This window comes from Bradyrhizobium sp. USDA 4452 (genome assembly GCF_054063575.1).
On the sequence record NZ_JBSSGK010000001.1, the window covers coordinates 8,441,717 to 8,454,490 of the forward strand.

Sequence of the window (12,774 nt, forward strand, 5' to 3'; positions counted from 1 at the left end):
CCTGCTGCGCCTAAAACGCAGCACAACTCCTCCCCAAGTTCCGATTGGTATTGCAATGGCTGACGCGCGGCGCGCACCCCTGAAGGACCAGACCGACATCACAGGCGCACGCGTGCTGATCGTCGAGGCCAGGTTTTATGACGACATCCAGGATGCGCTGCTGGAAGGGGCGCTCGCCGAGATCAAGGCGGCCGGCGCCAGCCATGACGTGATCACGGTGCCAGGCGCGCTGGAGATTCCGGCCGCGATTGCGATTGCGATCGATGCCGCAGCGGCGAACGGCAAGCCCTATGACGCGGCGATCGCGCTCGGCTGCGTGGTGCGCGGCGACACCATCCATTTCGAGATCGTCTCGCAGGAATCCTCGCGCGGATTGATGGATCTGGCCGTAAGCCGGAAATTCCCGCTCGGCAACGGCATCCTCACCGTCAACACCGAGGCGCAGGCCTGGGCGCGGGCGCGCGCCAGCGAGCTCAACAAGGGCGGCGACGCGGCGCGCGCGGCGATCGCGATGCTGCGGATCAAACGCCGCCTGGCAAAGGCCTGACCATGGCTGACAACAAGAAGCCCGCGAAAGCCCCCGACAGGAAAGCCAACCGGCGCGGCGCAGCACGCCTCGCTGCCGTGCAGGCGCTGTACCAGATGGACATCGGCGGCGCGGGCATCAACGACATCTTCGCCGAGTTCGAGAGCCACTGGCTCGGCAACGAGGTCGAAGGCGAGAAATACCTGCCGGCGGAAGCGGCCTTCTTCCGCGACGTCGTCTCCGGCGTGGTGCGCGACCAGGCCAAGCTCGATCCCTTGATCGACGAGGCGCTGTCGAAGGGCTGGCCGCTGAAGCGGATCGATGCGATCCTGCGCGCGGTGCTGCGGGCAGGGTCCTACGAGCTCGAGCACCGCCGGGACGTGCCGGGCCGCGTGGTGGTTTCCGAATATGTCGACGTCGCGCACGCCTTCGTCGAGAAGGACGAGACCGGCATGGTCAACGCCGTGCTCGACCAGATCGCACGCCAGTTCCGCGGCGACGAATTTGTGCGGAACTGAACCACGTATTCTGCCGTCATCACCCGCGCATGCGGGTGATCCAGTACGCCGCGGCGGTTATTGGCAACAACAGCTGCCGCGGCGTACTGGATCGCCCGGTCAAGCCGGGCGATGACAGCTGAGGGGAAAGCGCGCGACATGACGGAGCGTCACGGCAATCCCTCCGGCGAAGACCCCCTGATCGCGCGCTATTTCAAGCCGCTGGCGAGCGATCCGGGGGCGTTCGGGCTCGACGACGACGCCGCGGCGCTGCGCGCGGCCGGCGAGGATATCGTGGTCACCACGGACGCGATCGTCGAGGGCGTGCACTTCCTTCCCGACGATCCGCCCGACACGCTGGCGCGCAAGGCGCTGCGGGTGAACCTGTCCGACATCGCTGCCAAGGGGGCCATGCCGGCCGGTTTCGTGCTGACGCTGGCGCTGCGCGGCGCCGAGGAGGCCTGGCTCAAGCCGTTTGCCCGAGCGCTCGGCGAGGACGCTGCCCATTTCGGCTGCCCGCTGCTCGGCGGCGACACAGTCTCGACGCCGGGTCCGCTGATGATCTCGATCACCGCGTTCGGGCGGCTGCCTCAGGGCAAGATGGTGCACCGCGCAGGCGCAAGGGCCGCCGACCGCGTGTTCGTGACCGGCACGATCGGCGATGCCGCGCTCGGCCTCGATGTGCTGCGGGGCGGTCCGGTTGCGGCGGCACTTGCGGACGATCCCGCCGGCCGCGATTTTCTTGCCGCTCGCTACCGCGTTCCGCAGCCGCGCAACGCACTTGCCAACGCGGTCCGCAGCCACGCCGGCGCGGCGATGGACGTGTCCGACGGTCTCGCCGGCGATCTGGCCAAGCTTTGTGCAGCCAGCGGAGTGACGGCCGTGATCAACGTGCCGAGCATCCCGTTATCGCCCGCAGCTGCAGGACTGCTCGCGCGCAAGGCGATCGGGGTCGAGACCCTGATTGCCGGCGGCGATGATTACGAACTGTTGTGCGCGGTCCCGGGCGATCGCGCGGACGCCTTTGTGCGGGAGGCACGGCGGGCCAAGGTCGCCGTGACTGCGATCGGTGGCCTCATTGCAGGCTTGTCGCCGCCGAGCTTTCTCGACGGACAGGGCAGGGAACTGGCGCTGAAGCGCCTGTCCTACAGCCATTTCTAGAACGTCCGACCGAAACGCGCCGATTTTCCCTCTAAATAGCTGCCAATATCGGCGCTTTCGGCCACAGGTGGCGTTGCGCAGCGGTAACGATTTTGGCAAGGTCGCGCCCGATTTGAGGCAATCCGTTTTTGGGGAGGGTTGTCCTCGCAAAATAAGCGCCTGCCGCCCCCCTAGCGGCACAAGAAGGCGCGGGGGTTACATCAAGGATCTGAGGCAACATTCAATGACAGCTTTGTGGTTGATAGTGCTCTGCGGGGCGCTTTCCATCGTCTACGCGATCTGGGCGACCCAGTCGGTCCTGAACGCGGATGCGGGCAATGCCCGCATGCAGGAAATCGCAGGCGCGGTGCGCGAGGGCGCACAAGCCTATCTGCGGCGGCAGTACACGACGATCGGCATGGTCGGTATCGTGATCTTCGTGGTGCTGGCCTACTTCCTTGGCCTTCCGGTGGCGATTGGCTTTGCGATCGGCGCCATCCTGTCGGGCGCGGCCGGCTTCATTGGCATGAACGTCTCGGTGCGCGCCAACGTGCGCACCGCGCAGGCGGCGACCACCTCGCTCGCCGGCGGCCTCGAACTCGCCTTCAAGGCGGGCGCGATCACCGGCCTGCTGGTTGCCGGTCTCGCGCTGCTCGGCGTCACCATCTACTTCATGGTGCTCGTCAAGTTCATGGGTCTGGAGGCGGGGAGCCGCACCGTGGTCGACGCCATGGTGGCGCTCGGCTTCGGCGCCTCGCTGATCTCGATCTTCGCCCGTCTCGGCGGCGGCATCTTCACCAAGGGTGCAGACGTCGGCGGCGACCTCGTCGGCAAGGTCGAGGCCGGCATCCCCGAGGACGATCCGCGCAACCCTGCCACCATCGCCGACAATGTCGGCGACAATGTCGGCGACTGCGCCGGCATGGCGGCGGACCTGTTCGAGACCTATGCGGTGACCGCGGTCGCCACCATGGTGCTCGCGGCGATCTTCTTCGCCAAGACTCCGATCCTGCTGAACATGATGACGCTGCCGCTCGCGATCGGCGGCATCTGCATCATCACCTCGATCATCGGCACCTTCTTCGTCAAGCTCGGCGCCAGCCAGTCGATCATGGGCGCCCTTTACAAGGGCCTGATCGCCACCGGCATCCTGTCGCTGATCGGTGTCGCGGCCGTCATCAACTGGCTGATCGGCTTCGGCAAGCTCGACGGCGTCGACTACACCGGCATGTCGCTGTTCTGGTGCGGCGTGGTCGGTCTTGCCGTCACCGGCCTGATCATCTGGATCACCGAATACTACACCGGCACCGACTATCGCCCGGTGAAGTCGATCGCGGCGGCCTCGGTCACCGGTCACGGCACCAACGTGATCCAGGGCCTCGCGGTCTCGATGGAGGCGACCGCGCTGCCCGCGATCGTGATCATCGCCGGCATCCTCGTCACCTACAGCCTGGCCGGCCTGTTCGGCATCGCGATCGCGACCGCCACCATGCTGGCGCTGGCCGGCATGATCGTCGCGCTCGACGCCTTCGGCCCGGTCACCGACAACGCCGGCGGCATCGCCGAAATGGCGGGGCTGCCCAAGGAAGTGCGCAAGTCGACCGACGCGCTCGATGCGGTCGGCAACACCACCAAGGCGGTGACCAAGGGCTACGCGATCGGCTCCGCCGGTCTCGGCGCGCTGGTGCTGTTTGCGGCCTACAACCAGGACCTCAAATTCTTCATCAGCGACGCCAACGCCCACGCCTACTTCAAGGGCGTCAACCCGGACTTCTCGCTCAACAACCCCTACGTGGTGGTGGGCCTGCTGTTCGGCGGCCTGCTGCCGTATTTGTTCGGTGCGATGGGCATGACCGCGGTCGGACGCGCGGCCGGTGCGATCGTCGAGGAAGTCCGCCGCCAGTTCCGCGAGAAGCCCGGCATCATGCAGGGCACCGACAAGCCGGACTACGGCAAGGCGGTCGACCTTTTGACCCGGGCCGCGATCAAGGAGATGATCATCCCCTCGCTGCTGCCGGTGCTGTCGCCGATCGTCGTCTATTTCGTGATCTACGCGATCGCGGGCGGCGGCGCGGCCGGCAAGTCGGCGGCGTTCTCCGCGGTCGGCGCCATGCTGCTCGGCGTCATCGTCACCGGCCTGTTCGTCGCGATCTCGATGACCTCGGGCGGCGGCGCCTGGGACAACGCCAAGAAGTACATCGAGGACGGCCATTACGGCGGCAAGGGCTCTGACGCCCACAAGTCCGCGGTGACCGGCGACACCGTCGGCGATCCCTACAAGGACACGGCGGGCCCGGCGGTCAACCCGATGATCAAGATCACCAACATCGTGGCGCTGCTGCTGCTGGCGATCCTGGCGCATTGAGCGCCGCGACAAGACTGAATGCAAAACCCCGCGGTGCAAGCCGCGGGGTTTTTGTTTTGCATGGACCTGGTTCGGTGTACTGCCGGATTGATCGGCTATCCGCCGAGCCAGGCGCCAACCAAACGGAGATCAATCGATGTCGCTCTCATCCGCCCGAAACTTTGCGCTCCGCGCCTCCAAGTCGCAGGATCAGAAGGAGGCCATCGAGCTGCTGTCGCAGGCGATCATGGAGCTGGCGATGTCGATGGAAGCGACCGATGCCAAGATCAAGAAGATCAACAAGTCATCGTAGGAAGACTGTGACCGCGGCTGTCACTTGACCTCCATCTGCAAGCCTTCCTTCTCGATGATGGCGGCAAACTTCTTCGTCTCGGCGTCGACAAAATCCGAAAATTGTTGCGGCGTGCCGTAGTCGGCGCGCGCGCCCATGCCCGCGATGTTCTTCTTGACGTCGTCGCGCTCGAGCATCGCCTTGACCTGGCGGTTCAGTTCGTCGAGCACCGGGGCAGGTGCGGTCTTCGGCAGGAACACGCCAAACCAGGACGCGACGTCGAATTTGGCGAGCTCCGGCGCGCCCTCGCGCATTGCAGGCAGGTTGGGTGCGGACTCGCTGCGTTCGGGCGTGGTGACGCAGAGCCCGTTGAGCTTGCCGTCCAGCACCTGCGGCAGCGACGGATAGAGATTGTCGAACAGGATCTGGATGTCGCCGGCGAGCCCGGCCTGCAGCGCGGGGCCCGCGCCGCGGAACGGCACATGCGTCATCTTCAGCCCGGTCAGTTGCAGGAACCAGGCGCCGGTGAGGTGAGGGCTCTGCCCGGTGCCGGACGAGCCGTAGGTGAGCTTGTCGGGGTTCTTCTTCAGATAGGCGATCAGCTCGGGGATCGACTTGATGCCGGTCGATGGATGCGCCGAGACGATGTTCGGGATCCGGATCAAGTTGGAGACCGCCTGCAGCTGGTCGGCCCTGTAGGTCAGGTTGCGGAAAATGCTGTAGGCGATCGCGTTGGGACCGGGATTGCCGATCAGAATGGTATCGCCGTCGCCGTTGCTGCGGGCGACCTCGGCCGTTCCGATGGTGCCGCCGGCGCCGGAGCGATTCTCCACCACAACCGACTGGCCCCAGAGCGGCTGCAGATGCGCCGCCAGCAGCCGGCCCATCACGTCGGTCGAGCCGCCTGCTGCGGCCGGCACGATGATCCGAACCGTCTCGGTCGGCCGCCAGTCGCCGGCACCGAGGCTGGCACGCGGCAGGATCGACGCGGCTGCCAATGCGGCCGTGCCCGACAATACCGTACGACGGGAAAATCTGTTCGCTCTCACGCGCTTACCCCCTGCTCAGGCTTCTTGTTTGCGAGCAAGCGTAGGGGAGCGCTTGCCCGTGGGGCAAGCGACAAACTGGCGCAGTGCTTAAGCTCTGGACTCTGGTTTGACGCGTTTTCTTCACGCGAACCGGAGTCCACTTCGCTCGAAAATGCTCTAGTTGAAGCTCAGCAGCTTGAAGAGCGGTGTCAGGTAGGACATTTCCTGGCCCGATGTCGGCGTGGTGCGGCTGACGAAGTCGAAGATCTTGCCGTCCTTCAGGCCGTAATTGGCGAGCCGGCGCACCTGGCGGTTCTTGTCGAAATAGACCGCGATGACGCGCTGGTCGACCACGCGCTGGTTCATGAAGGCGACGGGGCGCGAGGTCCGCTGCGAGATGTAGTAGAACACCTCGCCGTCGAGCGTTGCGACCGTGGAGGGCGTGCCGAGCACGATCAGCACCTGATCCTGGCTCGCGCCGATCGGAATCTGCTCGAGCGCTCCGTCGGGCAGGATGTAGCCCTTCTGGAATTGCTCGCCGGCGCAGCCGCCGAGCGCGGCGGCGCAGAACAGACCAACGACCGCGATGGCGCGGAAGCGCGAAAGGAACCCACGCGCGGAAGCCGCGCGAGACTGTCGGGAAAGCGTGTGGTTCATCGGCGGATCTGATCCGTCCTCTTGCATCGGCCGGGGCATTGACGTACCGGGCAGCTCAATGGATTGCAATCATGCCGGCGTCCTGCGGGCGCCCCGTCAACAGGCGTCCCTCGGGGGACCGGCAGCCGGAACCCACTATGCTTTGGCCGTTCAATCACTTCAGAAGACCCCGGGTGCCCGCGCGCAGCACCATTGAGACCATCTATGGCATGATCGTGACGCAGGCGCGAGAACCGTTATTTTACCGTGACTTGGGCGTTCCGGACACGGTTAATGGCCGTTTTGACCTGCTTCTGATGCATCTGTGGCTGGTGCTGCGGCGATTGAAATCCGCAGAAGGCGGCGTGGAGCTCTCGCAGGCCCTGTTCGATCATTTCTGTATCGACATGGATGACAATCTCAGGGAAATGGGCGTCGGCGACCTGACGGTGCCCAAGCGCATGCAGGCGTTCGGCGAGGCCTTCTACGGCCGCACCGCGGCCTATGACCTAGCGCTGGCCGACGGCGACGAGGCGCTGGCCGCCTCGTTCTGCAAGAACATCCTCAACGGCCAGAACATCGACAAGGCCCGCGAGCTCGCAGCCTACGCAAGGGAGGCGGTGACGCAGTTGGTACGCGCCGATCTCGCGACGCTGACCGAGGGCGCATGGCGCTTCCCGGCGCCGCAGGCTGCGAGGACCACGGCATGAGCGGCAGCACCACCGGGCGCACCGATGCAACGCGCGACCGCGATCCCTGGCGGGTTCTGGTCAATGTGGCGCAGATTCCCGAGACCGGCCTGCGTCGCGAGATCACCGCCGACGAGGCGGCCCGCAAGGCGATGGCCGAGGTCGCGGAATTGCGCGAAGTCATCTCCGCGCAGGCCGAGTTCGACCTGCAGCCCAAGAGCGACGGCAGCTACCACGTCACCGGCCGGGTTCGGGCGCGGATCGGGCAGACCTGCGTGGTAACGCTCGATCCGATCGAGAACGAGATCGTCGAGCCGATCGACGTGGTATTCGCGCCGCCCGAGCAGATCCCGGAGATGGCCGACCTCGTCGACGACGCCGAGGAAAGCGACGAGGAGACCCCGGACCCGCCGGAGCCGATCACAGGCGGCTTCATCGACATCGGCCGGCTTGCCACCGATGCGCTGTTTCTCGGCATCGATCCCTATCCGCGCAAGCCGGACGCGGTCTTTGAACAAGAGGTTGAAGCGCCTGATCCGGAAAATCATCCCTTCGCCGCGCTGAAGGCGCTGAAGGACAAGGCCGACGGCAAGAAGCCAAAGGGGAGTTGAGGGCAGCCAGCGCCAACATTTGAGGGGATGACTTGCCTGCAGGCCTGCGCGAGGGGTATTTCCAGTTACTTCAAGTATGTGTCGTAATAGTTTGAAATATCATGTATTTCAGGTATGTCTTGATGTCTTGCGTGACGGTTCGGCAGCTCGGTTGTTTGTGGTCAAGAGGTTGTGTCGGACCGCGGACACGCTATTGTCGCGGCCCGGCCGGGACGCGAGTTGGTGTTTCGCCGCGCGCCGTTGACGGCGGTGACTTCAAGCTCGCGGCCTTCGTCTGAAGGGCTGTGGGAGAGCAGGCTTCCGGGACGTTCATGCCTCATAAGGTTCGAATCGCGCTTGACGCCATGGGGGGCGACGTCGGCGCATCGGTGGTCATTCCCGGCGCCGCGATCTCGTTGAGCCGTCATCCCGACAGCGAATTCCTGCTGGTCGGCGACCGCGCCCAGATCGAGCCGGAGCTTGCGAAACATCCTGCGCTGAAGGCGGTATCGAAGGTGATCCATACCGACGTCGCGGTGAAGAATGACGAGAAGCCGAGCCAAGCGCTGCGGCGGACCCGCAGGGCCTCGTCGATGTGGCTGGCGATCGATGCGGTGAAGCATGGCGAGGCCGATGTTGCGGTCTCCGCCGGCAACTCGGGCGCGCTGATGGCGATGGGCAGTATCAATCTGCGGACGTTACCGGGCGTCGACCGCCCGGCGCTCGCTGCGGCGTGGCCGACGCTGCGCGGCAATTCGGTGGTACTCGATCTCGGGGCCTCGATCGGCGGCGATGCCCGCCATCTGGCGACGCTCGCGGTGATGGGCAGCGCCATGGCGAGCGTGCTGTTCAACCTCGAACGGCCGACCGTCGGCCTGCTCAATATCGGGTCCGAGGAGATCAAGGGGCACGGGGAAATCCGCGAGGCCGCCGAGATGCTGCGCGCGATGAACGCGCCCCAGTTCAACTATATCGGCTTCGTCGAGGGCGATGCGATCGGCAAGGGGCTCGCCGACGTGATCGTGTCGGAAGGTTTCAGCGGCAATATCGCACTCAAGGCCGCCGAGGGAACCGCGCGCCAGATGTTCACGCTCTTGCGCGAGGCGATGTCGTCGAGCTGGCTGGCGCGGATCGGTTATCTGTTTGCCCGCGGCGCGTTCCAGAAGCTGCGCGACAAGCTGGATCCCAATAAGTCGAATGGCGGCCTGCTGCTCGGCCTGAACGGCGTGGTGGTCAAGAGCCATGGCGGCATCAACGCGGAAGGCTTTGCCTATGCGGTGGATGTTGGCTATGAGATGGCCCACTACGATCTCCTCACCAAGATCAACCAGATGCTCAACCGCGACGGCAGCGCCCTGGTAAAGGCGCAGACCACGCAGGAGGCTGTCTCGTGACTGCGATACGTTCGGTAGTGCTCGGCTGCGGCTCATATCTGCCGGAGCGGGTTTTGACCAACGCCGAACTGGCTCAGCGAATCGACACGTCGGATGACTGGATCGTGCAGCGCACCGGCATCAGCGAGCGGCACATCGCCGCCGATGACGAGTTCACCTCGCATCTGGCCATCAATGCCGCGCGCGCTGCGCTCGCCGATGCCAAGATCGACGCCCAGTCGATCGACCTGATCGTGCTGGCGACCTCGACGCCCGACAATACGTTTCCGGCGACCGCGGTCGCAGTCCAGCACGGGCTCGGCATCAACCACGGCGTCGCGTTTGACCTGCAGGCGGTGTGCTCCGGCTTCGTCTTCGCGCTGACCACCGCGGACAATTTCCTGCGCGCCGGCGCCCACAAGCGGGCGCTTGTGATCGGCGCCGAAACCTTCTCGCGTATCCTGGACTGGAACGATCGCGGTACCTGCGTGCTGTTCGGCGACGGTGCCGGCGCGGTCGTGCTGGAAGCCCAGCAGCATTCCGGCACGACGGACGATCCCGGCGTGCTGACGACGCATCTGCGCTCGGACGGTCGCCACAAGTCGAAGCTGTTCGTCGACGGCGGTCCCGGCTCGACCAAGACGGTCGGCCATCTCCGGATGGAAGGCCGCGAGGTATTCAAGCACGCCGTCGGCATGATCACCGATGTGATCGTCGATGCGTTCAACGCCACCGGCTTCACCGCCGACGACATCACCTGGTTCATTCCGCACCAGGCCAACAAGCGAATCATCGATGCTTCGGCCCACAAGCTGCATATTGCGCCGCAGAAAGTGGTCCTGACGGTCGACAAGCACGGCAACACCTCGGCGGCCTCGATCCCGCTGGCGCTGTCGGTCGCCGTGAGGGACGGACGGGTCAAGAAGGGCGATCTGGTGCTGTTCGAGGCGATGGGCGGCGGCTTCACCTGGGGGTCGGCGCTCGTGCGCTGGTAGCGCATCGCCAAAGAGTATCGGCAGGTTGCCGGCATCTTTCCAGCGACCGGATGCTGGTCGCTGTTGACCATTGCGCGCTAAGCTTTTAATTTCAGTCAAGAAATTGTTCGCCGAGAGTGCGGGGCAGGCGATGACCACGGGAACCGGAAAAACAGTGACGCGCGTCGATTTGTGTGAGGCGGTCTACCAAAAGGTAGGTCTGTCGCGCACGGAATCGTCGGCATTTGTCGAGTTGGTGCTGAAGGAGATCACCGATTGCCTGGAAAAGGGCGAGACGGTGAAGCTGTCCTCATTCGGCTCCTTCATGGTGCGCAAGAAGGGCCAGCGCATCGGGCGTAATCCAAAGACCGGCACCGAGGTGCCGATCTCGCCGCGGCGTGTGATGGTGTTCAAGCCGTCGGCGATCCTGAAGCAGCGGATCAATGGCCATGCCGTCACAAATGGCGACGGCAGCAAGGCCGATTAACAGGCATTGAAGCCAGAGGAGCGGGCATTTGGACAAGGCGCCGGATGCGTTCCGTACCATCAGCGAGGTCGCTGACGAACTCGATATCCCTCAGCATGTGCTGAGGTTCTGGGAAACCCGCTTCGCCCAGATCAAGCCGATGAAGCGCAGCGGCGGACGCCGCTATTATCGCCCCGACGACGTCGACCTGCTCAAGGGTATCCGCCGACTGCTCTACGGCGAGGGCTACACCATCCGCGGCGTGCAGCGGATCCTGAAAGAGCACGGCATCAAGTCGGTGCAGGGCATCGCCGACCAGACCGCCGCCGTGTCGTTCGGCGCGGTCGAGGAGGCGGTCGGCAACAGCATGGCCGAGCCCGACGACCTCGAGAGCAATGACGGCCTCGATTTCGACGGCGAGGAGGGCGACGGCGACGAAGGGGGGATCGACTACCGATTCGTCGATCCCGACGAGGACCCGATCCTGTCGACCTATAAGAAGGCGCACGCCCACACGGGCAAGGCGTCCGCTGCGCCGGCGGTCAGGCCCTCCGTTCCGCCAATGGACCGGGAGCGGCTCGAGCGCGCGCTGCAGGAGCTGGTCGCCTGCCGGCAGATGATCGACGCGGCGATGAAGGACGGCTGAGCCGAGGAAGCCGCCAAGCAAGCTGGCATGGGAACCGGGGTCCCAATTGCAGGCTTAAAGGCCCGCGCCGCCTTGCGCGAACGCAGGATCGCAGCTAATGGAACGGCATCGGAGCGTGGCGCAGCCCGGTTAGCGCACTAGTCTGGGAGACTAGGGGTCGGAGGTTCAAATCCTCTCGCTCCGACCATTTTTCTCAATACATTCAACGTCGTTTCGGCGTGGTCCGTTTTACTCGGAGCGCCCTTTTACGGGCGTTTTACAAAATCGTTCTCTGGCCGTTCTCTACGGCGTCCCGTTTTGCTTCGTCTGGGATGCCAGCTTGTCGCGATGATCCTCCAGCTTTGCAATCGCGTTCGCCGCCAGAATGCCCTTTCGCGCAAGGTACTGGTCAATGATGCGCTGGGCCTTGTCGACGGTCCATGTAAGCGCCTCAGCGATCTCGGGCGCCGTCGCGCCGGCCTCGGCGAGAAGTGTTGCCGCGGTGCCGCGGTTGTCATGGAAATGCAAATCGCCGGCCCCAACGGCTGCGGCGTCCTCGGCCCAATGCTCGTTGAAATATCGCTTCGTGTAAGCTTTCCCGGTCGGGGTTAGCATCACAAGCGCGCCCTTGCGGTCGAGGCCGTCGAGGTAGGCTTTCAGCTCGCGGGTCGCCGGTATCCACAGTAATTTGCCGGTCTTGCTGGATCGGATTTGAACCTGCGACCCATTGTAGCGGGTCCAAGGGAATTTCCGGATGTCGGCCGCGCGCATGGCGGTGTTGCGGACCAGGATCATTGCCGCCTGCATCGCTGGGCGGGCGGTGCTGATGAATTTCTGTTGTAGATCCTCGCTCCAAGTCTTGTCGGCGCGGTCGCTCTTGTAGAGCCGTTTAAACGTCGCCAGCGGGTGAAATTTGATCGCCCGTTGTTCCTTGGCGAACGACAACACGCGGCACAGCGCGGACATGAGGTTGTCTGCCGATCGGAGCGAGGTCTTGCCAAGCGCCTGATGCCACGCGAGCGCCATCGCGGCGAACTCGTCTGCGTCGTCGGCATCGTCAAAGGTCGCCTTCGGGACGCTGCCCCATTTGGTTTCGATCCGGCGCAGCTTCCAGACGTATTCGCGCCGGCTGTCGTCGCTCAACTGGTCAAAATAGCTGGAACCATCGAATAGGCGGATCAGCGCCGTCAGCGTCTCGTCGCCCTTGGTCCGGAATTTCTTCTCGGCCCGGGCATAGCTCTGCATGATGTCGTTCGGGTCCAGCTTCTCGCCGGATGGCCGGTAGTACAAATAGACCTTGATCGACCCATCGGCGAGCTTGGCCTTGACGCGGTGGACGTCGGGAAGCTCGGCGATGAGGTCTTTAGGTGGTTTCGCGCGCGGCATTCTCGGCCTTCCAGCGCTGGAACGGGGTCAGTTCGGGCGCCGATGTTGTCACAAGGCCGCTGGCGCGGTCTAGGGCGGCGTCCAGCGCCTTCCGGTCCCATCGGGTGGTCCCGGGGATGGGGCCTGGCACAATGCCCTTGCTGCGCCACTGATCGAAGGCGGCGAGGGTGTCGCAGCCGCAATATTCGGCGGCTTCCTGTTTGTTCAT

Annotated in this window: 15 protein-coding genes and 1 tRNA gene; 12 read left to right on the plus strand and 4 right to left on the minus strand. The window is 64.6% G+C overall.

Annotated features, from left to right (window positions below):
• The first annotated feature begins 55 nt into the window (after positions 1–55).
• The 5 genes from ribH to ACVISU_RS39985 all read left to right on the plus strand — a co-directional run bounded on the left by ribH (position 56) and on the right by ACVISU_RS39985 (position 4,820).
• The gene (gene ribH / locus ACVISU_RS39965; protein ID WP_050400935.1) at positions 56–547 is read left to right on the plus strand and encodes a 6,7-dimethyl-8-ribityllumazine synthase; all 492 of its coding nucleotides are present in this window, start codon (positions 56–58) and stop codon (positions 545–547) included.
• 2 nt (positions 548–549) lie between these two features.
• Positions 550–1,044: a transcription antitermination factor NusB gene (gene nusB / locus ACVISU_RS39970; protein ID WP_050400934.1), complete on the plus strand. Its 495-nt coding sequence runs from the start codon at positions 550–552 to the stop codon at positions 1,042–1,044.
• Positions 1,045–1,182: 138 nt separating this feature from the next.
• On the plus strand, positions 1,183–2,184 hold the full coding sequence (thiL, locus tag ACVISU_RS39975; RefSeq protein WP_456710587.1) for a thiamine-phosphate kinase: 1,002 nt from the start codon (positions 1,183–1,185) through the stop codon (positions 2,182–2,184).
• A 223-nt stretch (positions 2,185–2,407) separates the two neighbouring features.
• A complete protein-coding gene (locus ACVISU_RS39980) occupies positions 2,408–4,528 on the plus strand; it encodes a sodium-translocating pyrophosphatase (protein WP_050400932.1) in 2,121 nt (706 codons plus the stop codon).
• Between the two features lie 136 nt (positions 4,529–4,664).
• A complete protein-coding gene (locus ACVISU_RS39985; protein ID WP_172803586.1) occupies positions 4,665–4,820 on the plus strand; it encodes a hypothetical protein in 156 nt (51 codons plus the stop codon).
• Between the two features lie 20 nt (positions 4,821–4,840).
• Here the strand turns inward: ACVISU_RS39985 and ACVISU_RS39990 are convergent, their stop codons facing one another.
• Together ACVISU_RS39990 and ACVISU_RS39995 are read right to left on the minus strand one after the other, a co-directional pair.
• The gene (locus ACVISU_RS39990) at positions 4,841–5,848 is read right to left on the minus strand and encodes a Bug family tripartite tricarboxylate transporter substrate binding protein (RefSeq protein WP_456710588.1); all 1,008 of its coding nucleotides are present in this window, start codon (positions 5,846–5,848) and stop codon (positions 4,841–4,843) included.
• Between the two features lie 156 nt (positions 5,849–6,004).
• Complete coding sequence (locus ACVISU_RS39995; RefSeq protein ID WP_456710589.1) at positions 6,005–6,484, minus strand: outer membrane protein assembly factor BamE; 480 nt, start codon at positions 6,482–6,484, stop codon at positions 6,005–6,007.
• Between the two features lie 137 nt (positions 6,485–6,621).
• On the opposite strand from ACVISU_RS39995, the gene ACVISU_RS40000 reads away from it, so the two are divergent.
• The 7 genes from ACVISU_RS40000 (at position 6,622) to ACVISU_RS40030 (ending at position 11,388) form a co-directional block, all read left to right on the plus strand.
• Positions 6,622–7,173 (plus strand): ubiquinol-cytochrome C chaperone family protein, encoded by a 552-nt coding sequence (locus ACVISU_RS40000; RefSeq protein WP_456710995.1) that lies wholly within the window; start codon positions 6,622–6,624, stop codon positions 7,171–7,173.
• Positions 7,170–7,763 (plus strand): YceD family protein, encoded by a 594-nt coding sequence (locus tag ACVISU_RS40005; RefSeq protein WP_456710590.1) that lies wholly within the window; start codon positions 7,170–7,172, stop codon positions 7,761–7,763. Before ACVISU_RS40000 ends, ACVISU_RS40005 begins: the two co-directional genes overlap by 4 nt.
• Before the next feature lie 311 nt (positions 7,764–8,074).
• Positions 8,075–9,136, plus strand: coding sequence for a phosphate acyltransferase PlsX (gene plsX, locus ACVISU_RS40010; RefSeq protein WP_456710591.1), 1,062 nt, complete (start codon positions 8,075–8,077; stop codon positions 9,134–9,136).
• Positions 9,133–10,110 (plus strand): beta-ketoacyl-ACP synthase III, encoded by a 978-nt coding sequence (locus ACVISU_RS40015; RefSeq protein WP_456710592.1) that lies wholly within the window; start codon positions 9,133–9,135, stop codon positions 10,108–10,110. Before plsX ends, ACVISU_RS40015 begins: the two co-directional genes overlap by 4 nt.
• A gap of 130 nt (positions 10,111–10,240) precedes the next feature.
• Positions 10,241–10,576, plus strand: a complete 336-nt coding sequence (locus ACVISU_RS40020) for an integration host factor subunit alpha (RefSeq protein ID WP_021079083.1) — start codon at positions 10,241–10,243, stop codon at positions 10,574–10,576.
• A 28-nt stretch (positions 10,577–10,604) separates the two neighbouring features.
• Positions 10,605–11,201 carry a MerR family transcriptional regulator gene (locus ACVISU_RS40025; protein ID WP_050400927.1) on the plus strand — a complete coding sequence of 199 codons (597 nt, stop codon included), beginning with the start codon at positions 10,605–10,607 and terminating at the stop codon, positions 11,199–11,201.
• A gap of 109 nt (positions 11,202–11,310) precedes the next feature.
• Positions 11,311–11,388, plus strand: a tRNA-Pro gene (locus tag ACVISU_RS40030).
• A 95-nt stretch (positions 11,389–11,483) separates the two neighbouring features.
• On the opposite strand, the gene ACVISU_RS40035 is transcribed toward ACVISU_RS40030, so the two are convergent.
• On the minus strand, positions 11,484–12,566 hold the full coding sequence (locus ACVISU_RS40035) for a tyrosine-type recombinase/integrase (RefSeq protein ID WP_456710593.1): 1,083 nt from the start codon (positions 12,564–12,566) through the stop codon (positions 11,484–11,486).
• Complete coding sequence (locus tag ACVISU_RS40040) at positions 12,544–12,774, minus strand: hypothetical protein (protein ID WP_456710594.1); 231 nt, start codon at positions 12,772–12,774, stop codon at positions 12,544–12,546. The genes ACVISU_RS40035 and ACVISU_RS40040 overlap by 23 nt, the downstream gene beginning before the upstream one ends.